Source organism: Acinetobacter sp. YH12219, assembly GCF_013417875.1.
Taxonomy (GTDB): Bacteria; Pseudomonadota; Gammaproteobacteria; order Pseudomonadales; family Moraxellaceae; genus Acinetobacter; species Acinetobacter amyesii.
In genome coordinates this window covers 62,004-85,713 of the sequence record NZ_VPDC01000012.1, presented here as the reverse complement: position 1 = coordinate 85,713, position 23,710 = coordinate 62,004, and the positions used below count along the sequence as shown (strand labels likewise).

24 protein-coding genes and 3 pseudogenes are annotated in these 23,710 nt (G+C 40.0%); 12 read left to right on the top strand and 15 right to left on the bottom strand.

The window, feature by feature from the left end; translation table 11 throughout:
- Positions 1-25: 25 nt before the first annotated feature.
- The 3 genes from FTV04_RS09240 to purM all read right to left on the bottom strand — a co-directional run bounded on the left by FTV04_RS09240 (position 26) and on the right by purM (position 2,481).
- Positions 26-463 carry an META domain-containing protein gene (locus FTV04_RS09240; RefSeq protein WP_078192049.1) on the bottom strand — a complete coding sequence of 146 codons (438 nt, stop codon included), beginning with the start codon at positions 461-463 and terminating at the stop codon, positions 26-28.
- A 308-nt stretch (positions 464-771) separates the two neighbouring features.
- Positions 772-1,401 (bottom strand): phosphoribosylglycinamide formyltransferase, encoded by a 630-nt coding sequence (gene purN, locus FTV04_RS09235; protein WP_180089304.1) that lies wholly within the window; start codon positions 1,399-1,401, stop codon positions 772-774.
- A gap of 9 nt (positions 1,402-1,410) precedes the next feature.
- Positions 1,411-2,481 (bottom strand): phosphoribosylformylglycinamidine cyclo-ligase, encoded by a 1,071-nt coding sequence (gene purM / locus FTV04_RS09230; protein ID WP_078190382.1) that lies wholly within the window; start codon positions 2,479-2,481, stop codon positions 1,411-1,413.
- 134 nt (positions 2,482-2,615) lie between these two features.
- Here purM and cxpE point away from each other — a divergent pair, with 134 nt between their 5' ends.
- The 4 genes from cxpE (at position 2,616) to FTV04_RS09210 (ending at position 8,925) form a co-directional block, all read left to right on the top strand.
- Entirely contained in the window at positions 2,616-3,833 is a 1,218-nt protein-coding gene (gene cxpE / locus FTV04_RS09225) for a chloramphenicol efflux transporter CxpE (RefSeq protein ID WP_180089303.1), read from the top strand.
- Positions 3,834-3,851: 18 nt separating this feature from the next.
- Positions 3,852-4,556: a DnaA regulatory inactivator Hda gene (gene hda / locus FTV04_RS09220; protein WP_078190380.1), complete on the top strand. Its 705-nt coding sequence runs from the start codon at positions 3,852-3,854 to the stop codon at positions 4,554-4,556.
- Between the two features lie 118 nt (positions 4,557-4,674).
- Complete coding sequence (gene rbtA / locus FTV04_RS09215) at positions 4,675-6,486, top strand: rhombotarget A (protein WP_180089302.1); 1,812 nt, start codon at positions 4,675-4,677, stop codon at positions 6,484-6,486.
- 24 nt (positions 6,487-6,510) lie between these two features.
- The gene (locus FTV04_RS09210; protein ID WP_180089301.1) at positions 6,511-8,925 is read left to right on the top strand and encodes a CSLREA domain-containing protein; all 2,415 of its coding nucleotides are present in this window, start codon (positions 6,511-6,513) and stop codon (positions 8,923-8,925) included.
- A gap of 85 nt (positions 8,926-9,010) precedes the next feature.
- Here FTV04_RS09210 and FTV04_RS09205 read toward each other — a convergent pair whose 3' ends face one another.
- From FTV04_RS09205 to FTV04_RS09185, 5 genes are all read right to left on the bottom strand, one after another.
- Entirely contained in the window at positions 9,011-9,415 is a 405-nt protein-coding gene (locus FTV04_RS09205; RefSeq protein ID WP_078192044.1) for a DUF3106 domain-containing protein, read from the bottom strand.
- Complete coding sequence (locus FTV04_RS09200) at positions 9,405-9,725, bottom strand: hypothetical protein (RefSeq protein ID WP_078190377.1); 321 nt, start codon at positions 9,723-9,725, stop codon at positions 9,405-9,407. Before FTV04_RS09200 ends, FTV04_RS09205 begins: the two co-directional genes overlap by 11 nt.
- The gene (locus FTV04_RS09195; RefSeq protein WP_180089326.1) at positions 9,722-10,336 is read right to left on the bottom strand and encodes an RNA polymerase sigma factor; all 615 of its coding nucleotides are present in this window, start codon (positions 10,334-10,336) and stop codon (positions 9,722-9,724) included. Before FTV04_RS09195 ends, FTV04_RS09200 begins: the two co-directional genes overlap by 4 nt.
- 160 nt (positions 10,337-10,496) lie before the next feature.
- The gene (locus FTV04_RS09190) at positions 10,497-11,273 is read right to left on the bottom strand and encodes an RNA methyltransferase (RefSeq protein ID WP_078192042.1); all 777 of its coding nucleotides are present in this window, start codon (positions 11,271-11,273) and stop codon (positions 10,497-10,499) included.
- A 52-nt stretch (positions 11,274-11,325) separates the two neighbouring features.
- Positions 11,326-12,300, bottom strand: a complete 975-nt coding sequence (locus tag FTV04_RS09185; protein ID WP_078192041.1) for a class 1 fructose-bisphosphatase — start codon at positions 12,298-12,300, stop codon at positions 11,326-11,328.
- Between the two features lie 184 nt (positions 12,301-12,484).
- Between FTV04_RS09185 and FTV04_RS09180 the strand changes: the two genes are divergently transcribed.
- Positions 12,485-12,682, top strand: a complete 198-nt coding sequence (locus tag FTV04_RS09180; protein WP_078190373.1) for an NF038105 family protein — start codon at positions 12,485-12,487, stop codon at positions 12,680-12,682.
- 266 nt (positions 12,683-12,948) lie between these two features.
- Here FTV04_RS09180 and pal read toward each other — a convergent pair whose 3' ends face one another.
- From pal to FTV04_RS09165, 3 genes and pseudogenes are all read right to left on the bottom strand, one after another.
- Positions 12,949-13,518 carry a peptidoglycan-associated lipoprotein Pal gene (gene pal / locus FTV04_RS09175; protein ID WP_180034379.1) on the bottom strand — a complete coding sequence of 190 codons (570 nt, stop codon included), beginning with the start codon at positions 13,516-13,518 and terminating at the stop codon, positions 12,949-12,951.
- 68 nt (positions 13,519-13,586) lie between these two features.
- The gene (gene tolB, locus FTV04_RS09170; RefSeq protein WP_171319182.1) at positions 13,587-14,870 is read right to left on the bottom strand and encodes a Tol-Pal system beta propeller repeat protein TolB; all 1,284 of its coding nucleotides are present in this window, start codon (positions 14,868-14,870) and stop codon (positions 13,587-13,589) included.
- Between the two features lie 554 nt (positions 14,871-15,424).
- A pseudogene (locus tag FTV04_RS09165) lies at positions 15,425-15,730 on the bottom strand (cell envelope integrity protein TolA); the annotation flags it as partial.
- Positions 15,731-15,973: 243 nt separating this feature from the next.
- Between FTV04_RS09165 and FTV04_RS09160 the strand changes: the two are divergent.
- The 6 genes from FTV04_RS09160 (at position 15,974) to tolA (ending at position 20,168) form a co-directional block, all read left to right on the top strand.
- Complete coding sequence (locus tag FTV04_RS09160; RefSeq protein WP_180010416.1) at positions 15,974-16,633, top strand: IS1595 family transposase; 660 nt, start codon at positions 15,974-15,976, stop codon at positions 16,631-16,633.
- Positions 16,634-16,768: 135 nt separating this feature from the next.
- The gene (locus FTV04_RS09155) at positions 16,769-17,074 is read left to right on the top strand and encodes a hypothetical protein (RefSeq protein ID WP_180089300.1); all 306 of its coding nucleotides are present in this window, start codon (positions 16,769-16,771) and stop codon (positions 17,072-17,074) included.
- A 215-nt stretch (positions 17,075-17,289) separates the two neighbouring features.
- Complete coding sequence (gene ybgC, locus FTV04_RS09150; RefSeq protein ID WP_078190367.1) at positions 17,290-17,697, top strand: tol-pal system-associated acyl-CoA thioesterase; 408 nt, start codon at positions 17,290-17,292, stop codon at positions 17,695-17,697.
- Between the two features lie 27 nt (positions 17,698-17,724).
- Positions 17,725-18,423 (top strand): protein TolQ, encoded by a 699-nt coding sequence (tolQ, locus tag FTV04_RS09145; RefSeq protein ID WP_180064292.1) that lies wholly within the window; start codon positions 17,725-17,727, stop codon positions 18,421-18,423.
- A complete protein-coding gene (tolR, locus tag FTV04_RS09140) occupies positions 18,423-18,872 on the top strand; it encodes a protein TolR (RefSeq protein ID WP_078190369.1) in 450 nt (149 codons plus the stop codon). Before tolQ ends, tolR begins: the two co-directional genes overlap by 1 nt.
- Positions 18,873-18,875: 3 nt before the next feature.
- Positions 18,876-20,168, top strand: coding sequence for a cell envelope integrity protein TolA (tolA, locus tag FTV04_RS09135; RefSeq protein WP_180089299.1), 1,293 nt, complete (start codon positions 18,876-18,878; stop codon positions 20,166-20,168).
- Positions 20,169-20,504: 336 nt separating this feature from the next.
- Here tolA and FTV04_RS17010 read toward each other — a convergent pair.
- Positions 20,505-20,621, bottom strand: a pseudogene (locus FTV04_RS17010) (IS1595 family transposase); the annotation flags it as partial.
- 90 nt (positions 20,622-20,711) lie between these two features.
- Here FTV04_RS17010 and FTV04_RS09130 point away from each other — a divergent pair.
- Positions 20,712-21,581, top strand: coding sequence for an IS982 family transposase (locus tag FTV04_RS09130; protein WP_180048875.1), 870 nt, complete (start codon positions 20,712-20,714; stop codon positions 21,579-21,581).
- A gap of 13 nt (positions 21,582-21,594) precedes the next feature.
- On the opposite strand, the pseudogene FTV04_RS09125 reads toward FTV04_RS09130, so the two are convergent.
- The 3 genes and pseudogenes from FTV04_RS09125 to ruvB all read right to left on the bottom strand — a co-directional run.
- Positions 21,595-22,137, bottom strand: a pseudogene (locus tag FTV04_RS09125) (IS1595 family transposase); the annotation flags it as partial.
- A 9-nt stretch (positions 22,138-22,146) separates the two neighbouring features.
- Positions 22,147-22,410, bottom strand: coding sequence for a hypothetical protein (locus tag FTV04_RS09120; RefSeq protein ID WP_180089298.1), 264 nt, complete (start codon positions 22,408-22,410; stop codon positions 22,147-22,149).
- Between the two features lie 97 nt (positions 22,411-22,507).
- Entirely contained in the window at positions 22,508-23,515 is a 1,008-nt protein-coding gene (ruvB, locus tag FTV04_RS09115) for a Holliday junction branch migration DNA helicase RuvB (protein ID WP_180034375.1), read from the bottom strand.
- Positions 23,516-23,710: the final 195 nt, after the last annotated feature.

Genomic DNA, 23,710 nt, shown 5'->3' with positions numbered 1-23,710 from the left:
GAATGAAACATTCTACTTTTGAGATTTATTTCGCATTTTCAAATTGTAAAACAACTTTGTTGTTGGCATCTAAAAATTTCAAATGATCTTTAGAGGCATCATAATGAGTAACTTGGCTCAATGCCTGCGAAAAATGTTGAGGAATATTTGTCGCAGTCAAACACGCTCTTTGTGTTGTAGCAAGGTTTGAAAATTGGATTTTTGTGTTTTGCACAGCGTAACCGCCCATGAATCGATTACAACCATCAGAACCACTTACACGAGTATCGTCGAAAGTGATGGTGGGTACGTTCGAATTGTTAGGGTCAGCTTCAAGCTTAACGCCTTGAATTTCACTCGCAACCCAATTTTTGTTTTGTAATTTATCTAAATTACGATCAGTAGCCGGATTTGATGTCGTAGCACAACCAATCATACCCAGTGTTATACATGCACAAGTCGCCAGTGTGATGGATTTTAACATGTGATTTTCTCCACTTTTTTTGAAGGATGTAATATTTCTAGATTTATAAGGTTTACTAATTGCAATATAAGCTTATTATTTTAATGATGCTAAAAGCTTTAATTTAACTAAAAACTACATATTGATCATAAAGTTGAACATTCTGCAAAAATGGATTTTAGATTTTAGATTTTAGATTTTAGATTTTAGATTTTAGATTTTAGATTTTAGATTTTAGATTTTAGATTTTAGTAATAAATAGAGTTTTATTTGGCACTGAAAAACAAAACGCACCCTAAGATGCGTTGATTGTTAAATTATACAGTTGCTTAGAACTTACAGAATTGAACAGGTTGTTGCAAAGGCTCGCCACGATATAAAACACCGTTTTCAGTGTGTTGAATGGTGCCATTACAAATCCATTCTGCCACTTGAGGGTAAATCACATGCTCAAGCACGTGAACCCGATCTGCCAGACTTTCAGCATGATCATGCACATTGACTTTAAGTACGCCTTGAGCAAGCGCTTGACCAGCATCCAGCTCTGCAGTCACATAGTGAACTGTACAGCCATGGAAGACATCACCGGTGTTTAAAACACGTTGATGAGTATGCATTCCTTTATAATTTGGCAGCAGAGAAGGGTGGATGTTAATCATTTTTCCTTCCCATGCTTTGACAAATTTTGCGCTTAAAATGCGCATAAAGCCTGCTAAAATGACCAAATCAACATCCCAGTCGAGCAGTTGTTGATGCATCACATCATCAAAAGCTTCACGACTTGGATATTGTTTATGTTCAATGACTGCAGTTGCAATATTTGCTTTTCTTGCACGTTGCAGTGCAAAAGCGTCAGGTTTATTGGAAATTACCCCAACGATTTGACCTGATAGATTGGCATCGATCAGGGCTTGCAGGTTAGATCCGCTGCCTGAAACAAGTACAGCAATTTTAATCATGAACGTTGCTTATGCGAAAACTACACGGATTTTTTCGTCAGCGCCTTCAACAGATTCAGCATTATCTGCAATGTGACCCATTGTGAATGCTTTTTCGCCAAGGCTATTGAGTAATTCAACAGTTTTGTCAGCATCGGCTGCATCAACCACGAGAACCATACCTACGCCACAGTTAAATGTGCGGTACATTTCAAATTGTTCAACACCACCTTCTTTTTGAAGTAGTTTGAATAATTCTGGCCATTCCCAAGATGCTTCATTGACTACCGCTTGAGCACCATTTGGCAGTACACGAGGTAAGTTACCCGGTAAACCGCCGCCTGTGATGTGCGCCATAGCGTGTACATCCACTTCTTTCAATAACTGAAGAATTGGTTTTACATAAATACGTGTTGGTTCCATTGCTGTATCTGCAAGTGGACGACCATCAACGATTTGAGTAAGGTCGACGTTTTTCACATCTAAAATTTTACGAAGAAGTGAGTAACCGTTTGAGTGTGCGCCAGAAGATGCAACACCAACTAAAACGTCACCCGCTTTAACTTTAGAGCCATCAATAATTTTACTTTGCTCAACTACACCTACGCAGAAACCTGCAAGGTCATAGTCTTCGCCTTCATACATACCTGGCATTTCAGCAGTTTCACCGCCAACCAATGCACAGCCTGCAAGTTCACAACCCGCACCGATACCAGTCACAACATTTGCTGCAACGTCAACGTTGAGGTGGCCAGTTGCATAGTAGTCAAGGAAGAACAGTGGTTCAGCACCACATACAAGAAGATCGTTTACGCACATTGCAACCAAGTCTTGACCAATTGTGTCATGACGGTTCAAATTCAATGCTAAACGTAATTTTGTACCAACACCATCTGTGCCAGATACGAGAACAGGTTCTTCATAACCTTTAGGAATTTTACAAAGAGCGCCGAAGCCGCCTAGGCCGCCCATTACTTCAGGACGTGCAGTACGTTTCGCGACAGATTTGATACGATCGACTAACGCGTCGCCCGCTTCAATGTCGACACCTGCATCTTTGTAGCTTAAACCAGTGTTTGGGGTAGAAGTTGAGTTGCTCATAATGAAGTCTCCGCATTCGCGCGGGGATTATAACCTGAATATGCAAAACTCTTATGCTATTTCGCACTAAAATGTTATCTTTATTAAAATATTTTCCTTTCTATAACGATTACATTGAAAAAAGGTGACTTTATATGGGTGATCGCACCTTGCGCCGAATATTTGTTCTTGCTGGGATAGCATTGATCATATGGGTTTTATACTTATTAAAGCCTGTAGTTGTTCCTTTTATCGGCGCATTTCTAATTGCATATTTATTTAGCCCTTTAGTCGATAAATTACATAATATTGGCTTGCCGCGCTGGTTATCTATCAGTTTGGTCTTTATTGGAATTGGTGTTGCTATATTCCTTGCAATGTGGTTCCTCGTACCACTGGTATGGGAACAGTTGATGTATGCGAAAAACAATATTCCAAGCAATATTCATTGGGTCAACTATACATTCCTGCCGTGGTTATCAGAGACATTTAATCTTGTACCGATGGAAATTGATACAGAGCAAATGTCAGCAGCGATCATGGAGTATATTCAAACCAACTATAGTGCAGACAGTATCCAAGCCATGTTGTTAAAAGTGGCACAATCGGGTCTGAATTTCATACAGATTGGTGGCACGATTGTCTTAATTCCAATCATAGCTTTCTATTTCTTATTAGATTGGGAACGAATGTTAGAAAACATGCGTCGACTTATTCCACGTAAATATGAAAAAAGCACACTCACAATCGTGGGCGAATGTCATGAAGTTTTAGGTGCATTTGTAAAAGGCCAATTCTTGGTAATGTTCTTATTGGGCGTTGTATATGCGGTTGGACTTCAATTGGTGGGTATTGAGGTCGGCATCATCATCGGGATGATTGCGGGTCTAGCCAGTATTATTCCGTATTTGGGTTTTGCGGTTGGTATTATTTCGGCAATTGTGGCTTGCCTGTTCCAATTCGGTTTGGATTGGGTGCATTTGGCCTTAGTACTGGTGGTATTCATGGTAGGGCAGGCAATAGAAGGTTATATTTTACAGCCTTTCTTATTAGGCGATAAAATTGGTTTGTCTCCTGTGGCAGTGGTATTTGCAGTCCTTGCAGGCGCGCAATTGGCAGGACTCCTCGGAATGCTCATTGCACTACCCGTTGCAGCGATTATTGTGGTCTTATTACGTCATGCACGCGAAAATTACGAGAAAAGTAATTTATACCGAAATGATGGACTTGTCGTAAATGATGCTGCAAGTGGCACTTTAAACGTAGAAACCAATCAAGTTGCTGTCGATATTGATCTCAAAAATCAGTCTGCAAATTCGCTGCAAGATCCTGAAATTTCGAGTAACATTGAAAGATCAGAACATAAAGATTGATAAGGCCAAAATATAGATATGCGTCAATTGCAGCTAGATATAGAACCACAACTCGATGCCCGAATTAGTGATTTTTCTGGGCCGAGTTGGGGGCATGTAATCGATGGTGTTCGTCAGTTACATGCTGGTTTAATGAATCGTTTCTATATCTATGGTGGAGCTGGCACAGGAAAAAGCCATTTACTGTCTGCAATATGTGACTCCTATTTAGAAATTGGCAAATCAGCAATTCAAGTTTCATTGCTTGAATTGCTAGATGCTCCCACTGAAGCGATTACTTCGCTCGATCGCTATGACTTGGTGGCTTTAGACGATATTGAAGCGATTAGCGGAGTTCCACATTGGCAAAAAGCTGTTTTTCACCTGATTAATTATAATAACGAAGAAGGTGGTCAATTGGTCTTTTCATCTCGGCTGGCGCCCATTGAACTCAAACTTGAACTGCCAGATTTACAGTCTCGATTAACTCAGGCTGTCAGTGTAAAAGTACCAAATGGTAGTTTATACGCAGACCGACAAGCGCTCGTAAACTCTGTTTTGGCGCGACGTGGCATCCATATGGATCAACAAATTGTAGATTATTTGTTGGCACATGGGCCGCATCAGGCATCCATTTTACTTAGATCTTTAGAACAACTGATTCAGATGTTAAAAGGTGAAAAAGTCAAATTGAGTCATGCCAATTTAAGACAGATTTTTGCCCTAATTGATGAATATCGGTAAGCAATAAAAATTCTTGAGTAATTACTCAAGCTGTGACAAAGTACATAAAAATATTTTAATGTTGCAAGGATTGTGCAACTTAAGAATAAAAAGATAAAAAATATTTAAGGAGATGGATATGCTCAAACAGAGCATAGGCATTGGCATGCTTCTCATGGCAGGTCATGCATTTAGCGCAGAAATTACCGTTACAACCACTGAAGATGTTGTAAAGGATGACAAGGAATGTTCACTTCGTGAAGCCATAGAATATATCAATAATGGTATGCCAGAAGCCGGATATAATGGTTGCGGGGGGAAAGACGCCTATGCCTCAATTTCTCTGAAAAAAAATGAAGTTTATAAACTCACTAAAAAAATTGATATTAAAGCAGAACTGAATCTGAAAACGGCGTATGACAGTAACGTCAATGAAGATGTCGTACTCGGTCTTAATAATGCCGTCATTGAAATGACCGGTAAGGATCAAATTTTTAATATTAATGACGGCGAAAAAGAACTAATTGCGATCAATTTTAAAGAAATTTCATTTAAAGGATGTAAGCAAGATCAGTGCGCTGATAAAGGCGGCATCCTTTTTAATAATGAAAAACTCACACTTGAAAATGTAAAGTTTGAAGATGGTAATGCACGACTTGGTGGTGCAATCTACAATGTAGGATTTTCAGAAGATGGCGCAGCTGTAGCAAGCCGTCTATATATACGAACCACGATTTTTCAAAACAACAAAGCGGTAGATGGGGGTGCAATTTACTCAGAAGCACCGGCTTATGAAATCTATACATCTTTGTTCAAAAATAATGAAAGCACTTCTGGTCGAGCGATTGTTTACAATCAAAATGGGCTCGCAGACATCAGTAAGTTGGTGTTCAGTAACCCTCAAAATATCATTGCCAATAGTACCTTTTTCAAAAACAAAGGTTTTGCTGTCAACTTACGTGATGGTTTAGCACTCAATAATATTACAGTACTGAAGAACAGTGGCGGTATCGAACTAAATAGTACCTCTGAGCATGCTTATTTAGCCAATAGTGTGGTGATTGGTAATGCGCTCAGTGGTACCGCTCAAGATTGTAAAGTCGTGAACTCAGGAACAGACCAATCTGTTTTTTATAACAACTTAGTGGCTGCGAGTTGTCCTGTTGGGCCTGCTGCAAATTTAAATGATGTATGGTCTGGGACGAGTTTAATTGCGGGTGAAGATGAAGGTAGCTGTAAAACCTTAACAGAAGATCGTAATGCACTTTTCTGTCCATTTACCACAGCAAATAACGCATTTATTGGTTATTTACGTCCTCGTATTTTATTAGATTACGAAACGATTTTCTCAAGCCCGATATTAAATAAGGGGAAGACCACAGCAGATGGCAATGAGCATCATGTGTATTGTGAGTCTTCTGATCAGCGTGGAAAAAATCGTAATTTGGATGATGTTTGGTGTGATCGTGGGGCTATAGAAATTGTGGTTCCTGTGAGCATGCCTCGCTTAGGTAAAGACATACGTACAGGTGAAGTGGCGAAGTTTAATATTTTAGATGCTTTAGGTGACAGTGATTTAATTCCAAAAGAAGAATGTACAAAAGTGATGGGTATGGCAAATCCAACGGGTGAGCCATGGCAAGATGGTTGCCCGATAATTGTACAAAGCACCGAATCTAAAGGTAAATTTACACTGAATTTGAATGGTGATTTTGAATACACGCCAAATGGAAATTGGCATGGCGCAGATATTTTTGAATTGCGTGTGGTGACGTCTTCAACCCGTTTTAATACTTCGGCAAAAAATTATTTAGCTGCAGAAGTGCGTATTTTCCAAGAACCAAACAATGAAATGGAAAGTAAAACCGTTAAAACTTCGGGTGGTGCTCTAGGCTGGGCGAGTATTTTTGCGCTGCTTGGCTTAGTTGGATTTCGTCGCTTTAAAAAATAGTCTGGATAGAATTAAGGACAGCACATGAAAAATTATAAAAAAGGATTGCTGGCGGTCATGGTCCTTGCGGCTATGTCATCTATGGCAGCAACAAGTAACATCATCAAAGTTACGACCTTTGATGATGAAAATGGTGAAAATCTCAATCAATGTTCTTTACGTGAAGCGATTGAAACTGCACGTAAAAACAAATCTTTTGGTGGATGTAATGTCGGTAATCCAAATAATGGGCAGACCGATTATATTCAACTTGAAGCAGGTGAATATCTTCTGACTAAAGGTGAGTTAGTTCCGGTCAATCAGATCGTGATTGAAGGGAAAAGTCGCTTTAACTATGATTCAAAAAATTTACTGACGCAGAAATTTCCTGCCTATGAAGATATTAGAACGACGATTAATGCCCAAGGCAAATCTCGTATTTTTAATACTTCACGTTCAGAAGCCAACTTTGTCGTCAATAATGTTCGCCTTACTGGCGGGATGGCAGAAGATCGAGGTGGTGCCTTGTATTTAGGGGGAGCATTTACCTTAAATAATGGTGCAATTGAAAACTCTCAAGCCAAAGTTGCTGGCGGTGCAATCTACTCCGTTGCGCATAATATGTCGAAAAAAACATTATTGGTGAGCAGTTTAGTTCAGGGCAACATCGCACCTAAAGGTAGTGTTGTTGCTATGGACTGTATCGGGAACTTGGGGGATACCCAGCCTGAAATTGTGTTCCAGCAAAGCAGTATTATTCAAAATGGTTCATCGACGAGCAATAGTGTGATGGACTTCTGTGGAAATGCCAAGGTTGAACTGACAGCAAATACGATTGCAAAAAACCAAGCAAATCCAAGTACGGGTAGTATTATCCGTGCCATTTCTCAGGGAACGGATCGTTTAAGTGCTTTTTCTAGCTTCGTTTTAACCAGTAATACAATAGTCGAGAACAATGCGGCTAGTACCTATTATTATGATAACAATGGTACAAAGGCTTGGTATTTCAATGTATTGGCCTACAATACTGGTGGAAAATCTTGTCGTTATCTGAATAATGCAGTACCTGATAATGGTCAAAAATTTGTGGCAAGTAATAATGCATTTGAACTGGCAGCCGCACAGTGTGATTTACCAGAAAGTGTGCTGAATAGTACGGAAAGCTTTCTGCAAAACCATGATGTAAGTAGTTATGCTATGGGGACTTTATTAAGCGCCCTACAAACAAAATCTGCTTATAATTTGTATTTACCTTTGTATTACCCGAAAGCAATCGGCAGTGGTTTTGACTTGATCAATCTGGGCTTAGACGGCTGTAGTGATGCGGATCAACGGGGCATTTTGCGGATCACAGATGGTACTTTACAGTTATCACCTACGCAAAGAAACACATGTGATATTGGCTCGGTTGAGTTAATGAATTTAACCGCAGCAGATATGGCAGATATTACCAATGAGTCTTTAACAGCTCTGCAAGATAAGTATCAAAATACAATTGATGCTTTGAAAAAGGATATCGACGATCCAGATTATGCAGAATACAAAGTTGCCAATCAGGATGATTTAACAAAATACGAAGCGGTATTAAGTGCATTAAAAAATAACCTCAAATATCGTGCAGTTTATTTTGATCCATTCCCAGCATCATTACCTCAAGAAGAGTCTGTGAACGGAAGTGCTGAAACACGACAAATTGCCTTAAATGCTGACAACTATACCGTGACGACTTCACCAATCGGCATTGGTAGTGAAATTACGGTGTCTAGTACAGGCGAAGCAAGTATTGTGGGTAATCCACCACATGACCTGCACTGTGATTGGGATGCTGGAATAAAACAAATCGTTATATATCGCACCAGTGGGGCAACAACAGCGCCTACCGAATACGGTTTTTGTAAATATACGCTAAAACAAAAGACAGGGAGTCAGGCGGAATCCTCTGGTGTGGTCCGTGTGGCATTTAAAAATATGACCCCAGTGGCCAAAGCTGCTCAATATACAATTAGTCCGTCAAATAATTTGTCTGTTACCGTCAATAATTTATTAGAAAATGCTAATGATGATGGTGATGGTCCAGTTACATCTATGCCAGCGGGCAAATCGGTATGGCATAAAAATGAAGAAGGTCAAATTATCCCAATTCGTTTTACGAAAATCCCAGCAGGTTTAAACTTTGAAGCTGAGTATAGTGGCAGTTGCCCAGCAAGTTATTTAAAGGAAACTTGCTACGGTGGCAAGATTACCTTCTCTGTAAAAAATGGCTTTAGTCAGTTTGACTATCCTGTTGAATATAGCGTTGTCGATAGTGATGGCATTGCATCAAGCAATGCAATTCTGACTCTTAAGAATACCGCGAAAAACACCAACTCTTCTTCTAGCGGCGGTGGTTCGATGGGATTATTTGGGCTGTTGACACTGATTGGTTTAGGTATGTATCGTCAACGTCGGTTGAGCAAGTAATACAATAAAAAAGCCTCGATAAGAGGCTTTTCATGGCTTAACTAATTTAATTGATTTGATTTTCGCAACATGCTGCTGTTTTAGATTAGTGAGCGACAGCGATAGGCTGTAAATATTTGTTGATATACTCATCGCGAATAGCAGGTCGTTCATCAGGACTAGCTTTTTGCATACGTGTCGCGAGTTCTTTACGTTCTAAAGTACTCATTTTTTGCCAAGTTTCGCGCATACGTTGCTTTTCACTATCTGGAAGTTGAGTGAACCAATCCATGCGCTGTTGCAAGCTGACACGTTGATCTGCAGGAATCTCTTTGAGTGCCTGATACTTTTTAATTAAAGCCTGTTGTTCTGCTTCAGATAGCGAATCCCAAGTTTCATTGACTTGAGTATCTGCATCTTTTGAAAATATCCAAAAGCGATCAAAGCCAGCAAAACTGGTTTGCAAAAAACTAAAAGCACAGAATGCAATTGCTAATTTTTTAGCTGCCATGTGGAACTTTGTCCTCACCCAGAACCATCAACATTTCAAGATCTTCTACCATTTGAGGGGAGAGCTTAGGGGTTGAAATCACCTGATTTTGTGGTTTGTCATCCAGTACAGTCGCATTCGGTAAAATGACAAAACCTGCAATTGCTGCTGCAAGTGCAAAGCCAGACATTTTCCAGAAACCATAACGTGAAGTTTCGCGCTGATGAATATCTTCAAGCACGTTATTCATGACAGTTGCTTTGTCTTTATGGTGCTGTGCGAGTCCATCAAGTTTGGAAGTTACTTGCTTTAAGAAATCATCTTGTTTCATTCGGATGATCCTCCCATATGTGGATTCAAATGTGCCAAAGCGGTACGTAAACCTTGAATGGCACGGTGGTAATGTGTTTTCACACTGCCTTCGGAACAATTCATAATTTCTGCAGTTGTATGCGTATCAAAGCCTTCCCAAGCTCGCAACATAAATGCTTGTTGCTGGCGGACTGGAAGTTCTGCGATAGCATCTTGTATTTCCTCTGCAGTGACAGCCTGATCCAGAAAGTCGAAAGGGTTTGGTGTAGATTCATCTACCACATCCTGTATCTCGACATCGTCGTCATCTAGGCTGACTTTTCTAAATAAGGAAAACGGCTGCGAACGACGTGCTTCTTTTCGACGCCAGTCTTGCAGCTTGTTATTTAAAATGGTGTAAAACAGGGGATACCATTCCTCTGTGGATTTTTCAGCATAAGCTTTATGTAAGGAAATAAAGGCTTCTTGCACCAAGTCCATGGCAATGCCATGTTGACCGTGCGTTGCACTTTCCATCATTACTAAAGCACGCCCCGTCACTTCATTCATGAAGTTTTTCAGGCGAGACTCAGCCGTGCTTTTTAAAACACTGCTGTCTCGCGTCTCGGACTTTTTGGGTGCTAAATCCATAGAGATGGAAAATCCTGTCATCGGATACCCACCATTATTTCCATATTCATATACAAATAACGATGGAAATAACGGTTAGGTTGACAAAAAGAATTATTATTTTTTCTAGTGTAGTCTATTTTTTTCAGGCTTAAGCGCTAAATACAATAAAATAACGATTTTACTGACGCTGACGTACCATTTCAAAAAAACAGATCGAGCCAGCAATGGCTACGTTTAATGATTCTTGACCACCCGGTTGAGGAATCGCAACGGCTTCTGCATGTTGTAATGCATACTCAGAAACACCTTGACCTTCATTGCCTAAAATCCACACACATTGTTTGCGCAAATTTTTGCTATATAGGTTTTCAGACTGATGTGAGCTTGTTGCATAAACTGGAATTTTGAATTTCGTCAAAATATCTTCAAGGGCAATATTTTCAAACGTATTTAATGAAAAATGTGCGCCCATACCTGCGCGTAATACACGTGGTGACCAGAGCGATGCAGAGCCTTTGGTACAAACAACTTGCTCAATACCTGCCGCAGCAGCAGAACGGAGTAGGGTGCCTACATTACCGGGGTCTTGAATATTGTCTAAAATTAAGGTGTCTTCACTGAAGTTAAGTGCTTCACTTGAACTTGGTAAATCCACAATCGCTAAGCAAGCAATAGATGTTCCAAGTGTACTGATATCTTTGTATAAAGATTCACTTAGAATGAACACCGCACCTTGATATTGTTCCGCAATGCGGTCGAAATCGGCATGGTTAATCGCTTGTTCAGTGGTGAAAATCGATTTGATTGGACGTTTTGAGTCTAACCATGACAACACCAAGTGTGTGCCTTCCAAAACAGTTTGACCTTGTTTTTTACGGTAGGCATTTTGTTCGATTAAGCCACGGAGGTGCTTAATTTTCGGGTTGTCTTTTGATTCGAGATAAATCAGAGCCATGAGGGAGATATCCACGAAAGTCAGCAAAAATACTGACTTTCGTTATAAGAAATTAATTATGGTATGACGTAACTAGGTCAACTTCGTTTTTAGAACCAATAATCACAGGAACACGTTGATGAAGTTCTGTTGGTTGGATGTCTAGAATGCGGACACGGCCTGTTGTAGAAGCACCGCCAGCTTGTTCCATCAACATACTCATTGGGTTTGCTTCGTACATTAAACGTAGACGACCTGCTTTTTTCGGATCTTTGAAGTCGTATGGGTACATGAAGATACCGCTACGGCAAAGAATACGATGAATATCACCCACCATGCATGCGACCCAACGCATATTGAAGTCTTTTTCACGCGGGCCAGTTTTACCTGCAAGAAGTTCGTCGATATAACGTTTTACAGGTTCTTCCCAGTGACGTTGGTTCGATGCATTAATTGCATACTCTTTAGTGTCTGCTGCAACCGCAATCGCATCTTTAGTTAATAAGAATTCTTTGCTTTCTGGATCAAAAGTAAAGAAGACTACGCCAGCACCGACAGTTAGAGCCATCATTGTTGATGGGCCATACAGTACATAACCTGCAGCCGCTTGGTTAACACCCGCTTGCATGAAATCTTCAGCTTGCGTTACGGCATTTTTTGCAGGAAGAATTGAAAAAATTGTGCCGACACACATGTTGATATCGATGTTGCTTGAACCATCTAATGGGTCGAACAAGACAAGATAATCGCCATTTTCTTGAGCTGGTGTGAATTCATCTAATTCTTCAGATGCCAAACCACCGACATGTGGATGAACTTTTAATGCATCGATGAGGTAATCATTTGAAATGACATCAAGTTTCTTTTGTTCTTCACCTTGAACGTTTTCGTGTTGCGCGCTACCCAATACACCAGCCAAAGCACCTTTTTGTAAAAGAAGGTCGATGTCTTTGCATGTATTACCAATTGTTTCAATAACTTGTGCTAATGCAGGAGTAAGATTACCACTTTGTTGTTGTAGAAATTGGGAAAGGGTGAGATTTGACATAACCGGAAAACTCCAAATATTAATTTATCAAAAATGATAAAAATGTGATTGTGCAACATTTTAGATGAGAACGAAGGAAAAGAAAAATTAAACTAGACTATTTGTCGTGATTTTACCCTTGCAAGTCCTGAATAACATGCTATGTTGAATCTAATGTATAAATCGAAAGACAGGGAGCACAACAATGACCACACAAAAATTTGATGCGACTCCGACTGCAACTGAGGGATTGAATTTAGACGATATTTCTGCGGATACCGTAAAAGCTGCTTGGAGCAGTTACGAAGCAAAAGCAGAGTATAAAAAGTTCAATAAACATGATCTCATTGAGTCGATGCAAACAGAAAAAGAAAATGCTGAACATCCAGAAGCAGAAGCGTAATGATTTGGATTGTTACGGTGATTTTCTAGTTGGTAAAGCTAAGGATCTCGTTTTAAAAGTCGTTCATTTGCATTTTAATTGATTATTTTTTATGTTCTAAAGTTGCTAACTGAATTTATCCTGAGTTAAAGGGCTAGATTGAGTTAAAGCAAAGAACGTTGAATAGAACGATGAAAATGAAACAATATAAATTAAATGATACGGGTTAAATAAAAAAGCACTCATTAATGAGTGCTTTTTTATTTAGCTCAGAATTTTTTCAAGTCTTATTTAAGCAGCGGAGGAACAGCTTCGTAGTTAATTTCTACGCGGCGGTTTTCTTTCCATGCATTTTCATCATGACCCGCATTGATTGGCATTTCTTTACCATAGCTAACTGCTTCAAGCTGATTTGGACTTACACCCGTTGTAATCAGGAAGCTTTCAACAGCTTTGGCACGACGTTCACCAAGTGCCATGTTGTATTCACGAGTACCACGTTCATCGGTGTGACCTGTTAAAGCAACGCGTGAGTTTGCATTAGCAACAAGGAACTGTGCATGAGCTTGAAGGGTTTGTAAGTCTTCATTGCTAAGCTCTGTACTGTCGTAGTCAAAGTGTACTACGCGCTTCGCTAAAAATGCTTTATTCGCTTCAGTTACACCTTTAGATGATGCACCGGCTAGGTTTTGTGCATTGAGTGCTGCATCTTCACTTAAACCAGAAGTGTTTACAGTGGTTGAGCTATTTGGGTTTTGTCCTGCTTGTACGTCTGCTGCAGGTTTACGGCTGGCACAACCAGTCATTACTAATGCTGTAGCTAAAACAGGTAATGCAATCAGTTTCATCGCTTTCATATTGATCTCCATGACGGTTATTTATGATGTTTCATTAAAAAGTTATTGTTGAATAAATCATGCAGTGTTTATTTCGGTGCCCAAGCTGGTTCACGAACTTCACCTTGTTCACTTGGTAAGTTCATGCGGAAACGACCATCTAAAGACATGATCGAGAGCAAACCACGGTTTGCTTCACGTGTTGCATACACCACCATTTGACCATTTGGAGAGAAGCTTGGGGATTCATCTAAACTTGTTGGTGTTAAAATATTGGTTACACCAGAACCAATGTCTTGAACCGCAACTTTATAGTTACTACCGCTAGGACGATGCACCAAAGCTAATTTTTTACCGTCCGCACTTAGCGTACCACGCGCATTGAAAGCGCCACGGAAAGTTAAACGTTTTACACTTTCAGCACTTAAGTTGTAGGTATAAATTTGTGGAGAGCCACCACGGTCAGAGGTAAAAATAAATGATTTACCGTCAGGGGCATAACGTGCTTCTGTATCAATCGCTGTGTCATTGGTCATGCGTTTTAATTGGCGAGTCTGTAAATCCATTTGATAGATTTCAGGATTGCCATGCATTGAAGCGGTAAACAACATCGATTTACCATCAGGTGAGAAGCTTGGTGCACCATTTAGACCACGGAAACTTGCTACTTTTTCACGGTTACCACTTGCTAAGTCTTGGATGTAAATTGCAGGGCGCTTGGTTTCAAAAGAAACATAGGCTAGCTTTTTCGCATCAGGCGTCCACGCAGGGGAAAGGATTGGATCTCGTGAAGTCAAAATCGTACGGGGTTGTTCACCATCTGTATCTGCAATTTGTAGGGTATAGCGCTGATCTGGTGTTGCTGCATTACGCAATACATAGGCAATACGGCCGCTGAAGTCACCTGGAATGCCAGTTAAAGCTTGATAGATCGCATCACTGATCATATGCGCTGCTTGACGGTAACGTGAAGCAGGTACAGTGAGTAGTTCATTTAACAGGTATTGTTTTTTTTCAACATCATACAGTTGGTAGTGAATTTCATAAGAGCCATCAGCCGTTGTTTTTGATGTACCTGTCACGACATAGGGTACGCCCGCAGCTTTCCATGCTTCTGCATTAGGTGAATTTATTGTTGCAGTTGCAGGTAAGTTTTTAGAGGCACTGGTAAATTTACCTGAGCGGTTCAAGTCATTTTCAACCACTGGATAAATATTTGAGTCATTACTAAAAGGCACGATCGCAATTTTAGGTGCTTCTTCAGGAGCTTTAGTGATTTCGAGGTGAAGCTGCGCATGCGTTTGAGTCACTAAAACTGGGCTCAAAGCAGTGAATACGGCTAAGCAAAGAAGATGTTTACGCGTCATTTCCATCATTCGCTAACTACTCTAAAAATGTGAGTTATTGTCTGTATTAGGTTGTGTCACATAATGGCATGATTTTGAATTATTAAAAGCATGAAAATATGACTGAACTGTTATAACACTGTGAAAAATGCAGAGATTTTATCCGAGTTTCGTCAAGTCTAGCTTAAAAATCATGAACACAACATCACATTTTGGAATGAAAATGATAATTCTTTAGTTATAACATTCTATTTTTGAATCAAGTGTTTAGAAAATTTTAGTAATACTTGATGTTGCTGAGTCCCACATACACGGCGTTATATAGAACGAAGACAAGAATGGATCAATTAGTCGGGGCTAGAGCTTTATAAAAGCTCAAGTATTGAAACACACAGGTACAATCGATTGAGTATTCATTTTAGGAAAGGGGGGGAACTGGGGGGATGGATGTAGAAGCTTAAAAATAAACATCATACCAGCGATGAAACTTGATCTATTGAAGATAAGAAAAAATGGGTATGGGGTGATTCATTGCTTAACCACAAAAAAATCCCCGCAAGCAATGCACGGATTTATCAAACTTAATTTGAAGATCTAAATGTAGAGGTAAAACTTTGTGCTTCACGTCTAGCATCTGGGTCGCTAGGCATCGGATATGGTGCAGCAGCACGAACTGCAGCCTCAATACTGGCTTTCATATCAGGATCACTGGAGCTTACGATGACTGCTTGGACAGCACCTGTTTTAGATAAAATCACGCGAGCAATGGCCGTTTTACCGCTAGAGCCAGGTGGTGTATCCCAAGCACGTTTGATTTTATGTTCAAAATCACGTTTAGCTGTTGAAGCGATTTTCTTGGCTTCCGCTTTTTTCTTTGCATCTTCTTCATTTAGAGCATGTGAAATGGGTTTAAGAGGCTTTTTTACGTCCTGTACTGATTTCTCAGGTTGAGTTGTTTTAGCATGATCCATCAGCAAAGCATTAAATTGTTCAGGTGGAATATGGTCAGGCATGGTCGAAGAGGGGATATAAATTGACCGACTTTTAGCAAATGTCTGGGTGCTTATAAATAAGAGTGTCGAAACTAAAAATAATGTTGGGGCTGTACTAGATTAGCACTATGTTAATCGATGAAAATGAAGCTAACTAACTGTAAATTAAATAAGAAAACTCAATTAAAACTACTAGAGTTTTTCGTGCTAGGAGTGACTGCAAGAGCTGCTGCTGATTTATTAAAAATTCATCATAATTCAGCAGCACTTTTCTTTACTAAGATTCGTAAAATTATTTCTTATCATTTAGAAGTTGAAGCCTTTGAAATATTCGATGGTGAGATTGAATTAGATGAAAGCTATTTCGGCGGAACCCGTAAAGGGAAACGAGGACGTGGAGCTGCTGACAAAGTTATCGTATTTGGTCTATTGAAGCGAAATGGTAAAGTTTATACTGTTGTTGTTCCTGATACTAAGTCTGGTACTTTAATGCCTGTAATTTCTAAGAAAATCACACCAGATAGCATTGTTTATACAGATCAATGGGTAGCTACAATGCTTTGGATGTTGCAGGTTTTTGCCACCATAGAGTTAACCATTCAACTCATTTCGCAAATGGGAAAAATCATATCAATGGAATTGAGAATTTTTTGGAATCAAGCGAAAAGAATATTGAGAAAATATAATGGTATTCCTAAAGAATCTTTTCGCTTGTTTCTAAAGGAATGTGAGTTTAGATTTAATTATGGCAGTCCAAGTCAACAGTTAAAAACTTTGCGAGTTTGGACTGGAATTTAAATCTTATCTAGTACAGCCCCTAATATTTTAACTATTAAGCAATCGCCTTCTACATATCGTATAAAAAACCTGAGCTTCAACTATGCTTCTGCCCTCATTTTTATTGGGACGTACTATCACGACGACGTACAAGCTTTGGTCAAGGAAAACTTTAAGCCAGCAAAAATTAATACGTTGTATTTCAGCTTCTCATTCTTTGCTTTAGTCATACTCGTTTATGTGTTTTTCTGGATAGATCTACCTAATAAACTTTTACTCATGGTAGTTATTGGCCTTGGCTTTTGCTGCTTAACGTATATGTATGAATCTTTAAAAGCATTACTTCCAAAGCAACAGAAAAAGAAAATGGAAGAAACTCACTTTCATATTGCGGGATATTTAGCAGCTCATCTACAGGATTTTGTCGATGCAAAATTTAAATTAGATGAACAAACAAATTAAAAGCAGCCACTTTTTAACCAATAATTACAACTACGAAAGTTAAAGATTTACGTGAGTTGAAACCTTGTGCCATTGGACTGATGACTCACGGTGCTAAACTGCCCGTCATTGAAGCACTTGACGAATCATTGAATTATCGCCATTTTTAAATGCTCTAATTCTTTGCTGAAGTGCAGACCAATATTTTTCAGATTTTATAAAGACGGAACACTCTCATGGCGAATAAATTCGAATTCAACATTCGTGTATATATTGAAGATACAGATGCAGGTGGCATTGTTTACCACGCAAATCATATTCGCTTTATGGAACGTACCCGCACAGAATGGCTACGCGCTTCAGGTGTAGACCATTATTGGCATCAAAAAGATTACAACTTTGTCGTTCATAAAATTAATGTGAAATATTCACGTCCTATATTAATGGATGACCTGATTACTGTTACAGCAAGTGTAGTTTCGTGTAAGGCTACGTCATTTGTGTTGCAACAAAATATTTATCGTGGTGATATTATGCTGGCATCAGGTGAGGTAGAATTGGCATGTATCAGTGCAGAGATGAAACCCCGTCGCCTTCCTGATGAAATACGTGAACTGATTCTGAAAGAATTGGAACAAGATTAAAAAAATTATTTGGCACATGTAGTAACTATGGCAACTCAACTAGAATCAACACTCAAAGTTTCAGACCTAATCTTACAAGCAAGTCCTGTCGTACAACTGGTAATGCTCCTGCTGCTCTTAGCTTCGTTATTCAGTTGGTATCTGATTGCCAAGTTACACATGAGTTATAAAAAAGCGCAGGCCGATGATGAACATTTCCAAAAAATCTTTTGGTCTGGCGCCGAACTCAACACTTTATACAACAATGCTCAGCTCAACTCGAAACGTGTTGGCCTTGAAGATGTCTTCTATCAAGGTTTAGGCGAGTTTTTCAAACTTAAAAAACGTAATGCCAGTGCAGAACAATCAATTGAAGGTACAGAACGTATTCTTCGCGTGGGTTTAAGCCGTGACCAAGGACATTTAGAAAATGGTTTAGGCGCGCTTGCGAGTATTGGCTCAGTTGCTCCCTATGTTGGTTTATTTGGTACCGTTTGGGGCATTATGAATGCCTTTATTGGTTTGGCAGATGTTGACCAAGTCACCCTTGCTACGGTTGCTCCTGGTATTGCAGAGGCATTGATTGCAACGGCAATTGGTCTTTTTGCAGCGATTCCTGCTGTACTTGCATTTAACCATTTCACAGCCAAAGGTGAAGCCGTTTATAACGATCGTGCACTTTTTGCCGAAGAAATGGTTGCGTTATTACAACGCCAGTCTGTAGGTTCAACTCAGGACGATGACTAATGGCTATTCAACGTTCTGGACGCTTTGAGCGCATCAAAAAACCATTAAAAAGTGACATGAACGTCGTACCTTATATTGATGTCATGTTGGTTTTATTGGTGATTTTCATGGTCACTGCACCTATGATCACCACAGGTGTCAAAGTCGACTTACCACAGGCGAATGGCACGCCTATGCAAGCGGAAGATCGCCCTGCGATTGTTACACTTGAGGCGGATGGTACGATCAAACTCGAAGATAAAAATCATCAAAATGATGTACTCACACTCGATGAACTAAAATCTGTTTTAACTGCTTCACAAAATGAAGCCAACGAACAGAAAAAGCAAATGAGTGTCCTGATTAACGGCAGTGAATCTCGTCCTTATGGTGAAGTCATGAAACTCATGTCTGCCCTTCAAGATGCAGGTTTAACACAAGTAGGTTTACTGACTGAGCCATTAAAATAATTTATGAAAGATTTCAACAAGCCGCCTTTTAAACAAAAAGCCGTTGCGATTGGTTTCACACTAGGTGTGCATATCGTCGCTGTGGTTGGCTTACTTTATCTTGGCATGAGTAAACCACCTGAGCCCCCTAAAAAAATAACCACTGTTTTGGTAAAACCGGAAGATTTAAAACCTGTAACACGTGAAGTCACAGAGTTTGATGAAACCGCGCATGAAAATGTAGCTGAACAAATCACGCAAACAGCAGAACCTAGCGTTGAACCAGCACCCGAGATTCCAACGGCTGCACCACCTAAGCCAGCAGAACCACCTAAGGCAGATCCACAGATTGCTGCTCAACAGGCACGCGCTGCGGCAAAAGCACAGCAGCTTGCTGAACAAAAAGCTGCGGACAATGCAAAGCGTGCTCAAGAACAAGCTAAAGCGGCTGAAGCTGCAAAACTAAAAGCGCAACAAGAAGCCAAAGCGGATGCGGCTAAGGCAAAAGCAGATGCTACGGCGAAAGCCAATGCTGACGCAGCAAAACGTAAAGCAGATGCTGATGCAAAAGCCAAGGCTGAAAAAATCCGTGCCGATGCATTAAGAAAAGCAGAAGCTGACAAAGCCAAAGCTGCAGCAACGGCAAAAGCCAATGCAGATGCAAAAGCCAAGGCCAATGCAGATGCGGCGAAACGTAAAGCAGACGCCGATGCCAAAGCTAAAGCCAATGCGGAAGCTGCAAAACGTAAAGCTGATGCTGATGCAAAAGCTAAAGCCAATGCAGAAGCTGCAAAACGTAAAGCTGATGCTGATGCGAAAGCCAAGGCCAATGCGGAAGCTGCAAAACGTAAAGCAGATGCTGATGCCAAAGCTAAGGCCAATGCAGAAGCTGCAAAACGTAAAGCAGATGCTGATGCCAAAGCTAAGGCTGATGCAAAGGCAAAAGCCGATGCCGAAGCACGCGAACGTGCAGCCGAAGAAGCCAAAGCTTCATCTGCAAAAAAAGCAGCTGAAGAAGCAGCACAGAAAAAAGCTGAAGCGAAGAAAATTGCTTCAACAGCAAAACGTGATTTTGAAAATAGGATTAAGCGTGCGTGGGATACGCCTTCTGACTCTGCAGGTAAAACGGCGACTGCTCGCGTTACCCTTACGGAAAGTGGTTCAGTTCGATCAGTGATCGTGAACTCTAGTGACCCTGATATGAAAGCCAGTATTGAGGCTGCTATTCGAGCTGCTGCACCATACCCAATGCCGAGTGACCCAGATGCAAAACGTGAAGCTCAAAGTTTTACGTCCACCTTCAAGTCATCACGTTAATTTTTAAATCCCTGCATTCGTTGCGGGGATTTTTTTATTTACTTACTGATGTTACGCAGTAACACCAGAAGCGTAATTTGATTTAAATAAAAGTATATGATACGCGGTAACGTCATCCGCAAGTGTTTGAGACAGGACTACTTTTAATCAAAAATGTTTTTGCGATACTTTGAATAATTTGACGCTAGTGAACGAGTTTTGCGGATGACAATGGTTTTGGGTACTTTTGCCAAAACAAAAGTACCTCCAGCCGAAGGCTAATCCCTTTATTCACCCCCTAGATGTAAGACTCCGTCGAATAGAATTAAAAATCATTGGGGCTGTACTAGATAAGATTTAAATTCCAGTCCAAACTCGCAAAGTTTTTAACTGTTGACTTGGACTGCCATAATTAAATCTAAACTCACATTCCTTTAGAAACAAGGGAAAAGATTCTTTAGGAATACCATTATAACCCGAATCGCGGATAAGAAATTGACTTGAAAAATATGAGGACTAGAGCCATCAGTTGAGTTACCACACAAAACTCACAACTCTATCCTCATGTTTAATAGTACCGAATTATTTTGCGTAATTGATGATTTCTTTCTTAAATTTGAAGCAACTTATTGGCAATTCCTTAAGCAAAGCCATCGTTTCTCAAGAATTCGAGCGGCTCACTTGAGTCTTTCAGAAATCACCTTTATTGCTATTTGGTATAAATGCTCTCATTTCACTAATTTCAAAGCATTTTTCACATGGCTAAGGCAGGATAAAAGCTCTTTATTTAAGAGCTTACCCTGTTACCAACGGCTGATTCACCTCATTAATACGCACCAGTTAGCACTACATGCTTTACATGTAGCCTTAATGAAAGGTCAACGGAGCCAATATTTATGGATTGACTCAACCACTTTACCTGTCTGTAAAAATCAACGAATTCAACGCCATAAATCTCTAGCAGAAATTGCATCTCGTGGTAAAAGCTCGATGGGTTGGTTCTACGGCTGTAAATTACATATTATGATGAATCAACTTGGAGAAGTCGTTTGTTCAGCATTATCCAATGGACATGTGGCTGACATAAGAATGGTTGAGCATTTGGTTGAAGGCTTGGAAGCAAAGCTTTACGCGGATCGTGGTTATATCAGTCAGGATTTAAAAAACAGATTAAAAGAACAAGGTATTGATTTAATTACTTATCATCGAAAGAACATGCGGTCTGTTCAACTCTGTACATCAGATGCATATCACTTAAAACAACGTAATAAAATAGAAACGTTATTCAGCTTATTGAAAGGTCAATACAATTTGGTGACGAGTAGAGCTAGAAGTATCTCAGGCTTTTTAAGTGGTATTTACGCATCACTATGTGCATACCAATTAACTCAGCAGCATAAGCCCACAATTCAAATTATGCAGTCATTGGCTTAAAAAGGATTCGGGTATTATATTTTCTCAATATTCTTTTCGCTTGATTCCAAAAATTCTCAATTCCATTGATATGATTTTTCCCATTTGCGAAATGAGTTGAATGGTTAACTCTATGGTGGCAAAAACCTGCAACATCCAAAGCATTGTAGCTACGCTATTGATCTGTATAAACAATGCTATCTGGTGTGATTTTCTTAGAAATTACAGGCATTAAAGTACCAGACTTAGTATCAGGAACAACAACAGTATAAACTTTACCATTTCGCTTCAATAGACCAAATACGATAACTTTGTCAGCAGCTCCACGTCCTCGTTTCCCTTTATGGGTTCCGCCGAAATAGCTTTCATCTAATTCAATCTCACCATCGAATATTTCAAAGGCTTCAACTTCTAAATGATAAGAAATAATTTTACGAATCTTAGTAAAGAAAAGTGCTGCTGAATTATGATGAATTTTTAATAGATCAGCAGCAGCTCTTGCAGTCACTCCTAGCACGAAAAACTCTAGTAGTTTTAATTGAGTTTTCTTATTTAATTTACAGTTAGTTAGCTTCATTTTCATCGATTAACATAGTGCTAATCTAGTACAGCCCCAAATATTATTTTCATCAACTTCTATGGTTTCTTTGCTGAGAATTTTTTCACATTCGACAGTGATAAAATAATTGTATTCGGCGTGAAATAAGCTTTCAAAATCACTCATTTGTTTAGGGCTAAATGAACTGATGGGTTGTTCTCTGGGAATGTTTTCAATGGCACTGTCTAATGGAAGGTTTTGAATGTATTCGCTATTAATTTTGTTAATTATTCTATTCTCAAGATTTATCATTTTAGTTTGCTGTTTGTAGTGGATTGAATTTATTTTAAAATTTAAATAAACATTCAGGGAGCATTTAACTCCCTGAAGTCGTTCAGTGAATAATCGTCTATTTATCTTTCGGCTCTGGTGGTGTCATCCCAAACTGTAAATAAGCCATATTGGTGGCAATACGTCCACGTGCAGTACGCATGACATAGCCTTGCTGAATGAGGTAGGGTTCGATCACATCTTCTAGGGTCCCTGAGTCTTCTGCCATAGCAGCAGCTAAAGCTTCTACACCTGCAGGGCCACCATCAAAACGCTCTAGTAGCATTGATAAATAACGGCGGTCTAGCGTATCTAAACCATCTTTATCGACATTTAGCATGTCCAAAGCACGTTGAGCCATCTCTTGGGTTACTTCACCCGTACCTTTAACTTGCGCATAATCACGGACCCGGCGTAATAAACGGTTTGCAATACGAGGTGTCCCACGAGCACGGCGTGCAACTTCTTGAGCACCTTCGGCAGTCATGGGTACATCCATCAAGTTTGCAGATCGAGTCACAATATGCGTTAAGTCTTTGACAGAATAAAACTCTAAACGTTGTACGATACCGAAACGATCACGCAAAGGTGAGGTGAGTAGTCCCGCACGTGTGGTTGCTGCAACTAATGTAAATGCAGGTAAGTCGAGCTTGATAGAACGGGCAGCTGGTCCTTCACCAATCATGATATCCAACTGATAATCTTCCATGGCTGGATATAAAATTTCTTCAATCACCGGTGAAAGACGATGAATTTCGTCAATAAACAGTACGTCACCTTCTTCAAGGTTAGTCAGCATGGCTGCCAAGTCGCCGGCACGCTCAAGGACGGGGCCTGATGTTGATTTTAAGTTGCCACCCATTTCACGGGCAATGATATTGGCCAGTGTGGTTTTACCTAAACCCGGAGGGCCAAAAATTAAGGTGTGATCGAGTGCTTCTTCACGGCCACGCGCAGCACCGATAAAGATTTCCATTTGTTCACGGACGACAGGCTGCCCGATGTAGTCATCGAGGGATGTTGGGCGAATGGCACGGTCGAAGTGGTCTTCGGGTTTTTCTGAACCACTGATAAGACGGTCTTGCATATAATTAAATCAATCTCTGGCTGAACTTTCGAGGCACAGCCTCAAGTTGTGATTTGTGTTTAGGTGCCATTGTGTAGGCATTGCTTTACTTTTGAAAGATCAAAATGAGGGCTTTTAAATATATTTAAAAGTCCGCAAGTAAATCTTGTGTTGGATTGAGGATATATCCTTATATCCCAATCTAACATGGCGACA